General features: G+C 68.9%; 1 pseudogene. It reads right to left on the bottom strand.

Features of this window, described 5'->3' with window-relative positions:
• Positions 1-145: 145 nt before the first annotated feature.
• Positions 146-290: pseudogene (locus JHN63_RS52190) on the bottom strand (IS481 family transposase); the annotation flags it as partial.
• Positions 291-363: the final 73 nt, after the last annotated feature.

A 363-nucleotide genomic window follows, 5' to 3' on the forward strand; every position in this document is an offset into this window, starting at 1 on the left:
GTCTCGCGGCCCAGGGTGTCGACGGCGACGGTGATCGGTGAGGTGTCGGCCATCATCAGCCGCTGGCGGGCGTCGTTGCGGGTCTCCGCGATCTCGGAGTCGCTCAGGCTTTCGTCGACGGTGGAGTGGACTAGGAGTAGCCGATCACCAGCGAGGCGGGCAGGCCCATGACCGGACCGATGCGGGCCGGTCCGAGCTTGCGGTCCCGACTCAGCGCCAGACCTGCGCCTCGACTTCGGCGGATGTGTCCGATGCGGGGTCCTGACAGGGCAGCTGGAGCGGTCATGCAGGCTCTCGGCGAAGGCGGCTGGGCGATCAGCCGGATGAACTAGGCACCCCGTCACCCTCAGCAACTCCGCCTGG

Origin of the sequence: Streptomyces sp. MBT65 (assembly GCF_016612545.1) — a bacterium.
Taxonomy (GTDB): domain Bacteria; phylum Actinomycetota; class Actinomycetes; order Streptomycetales; family Streptomycetaceae; genus Streptomyces.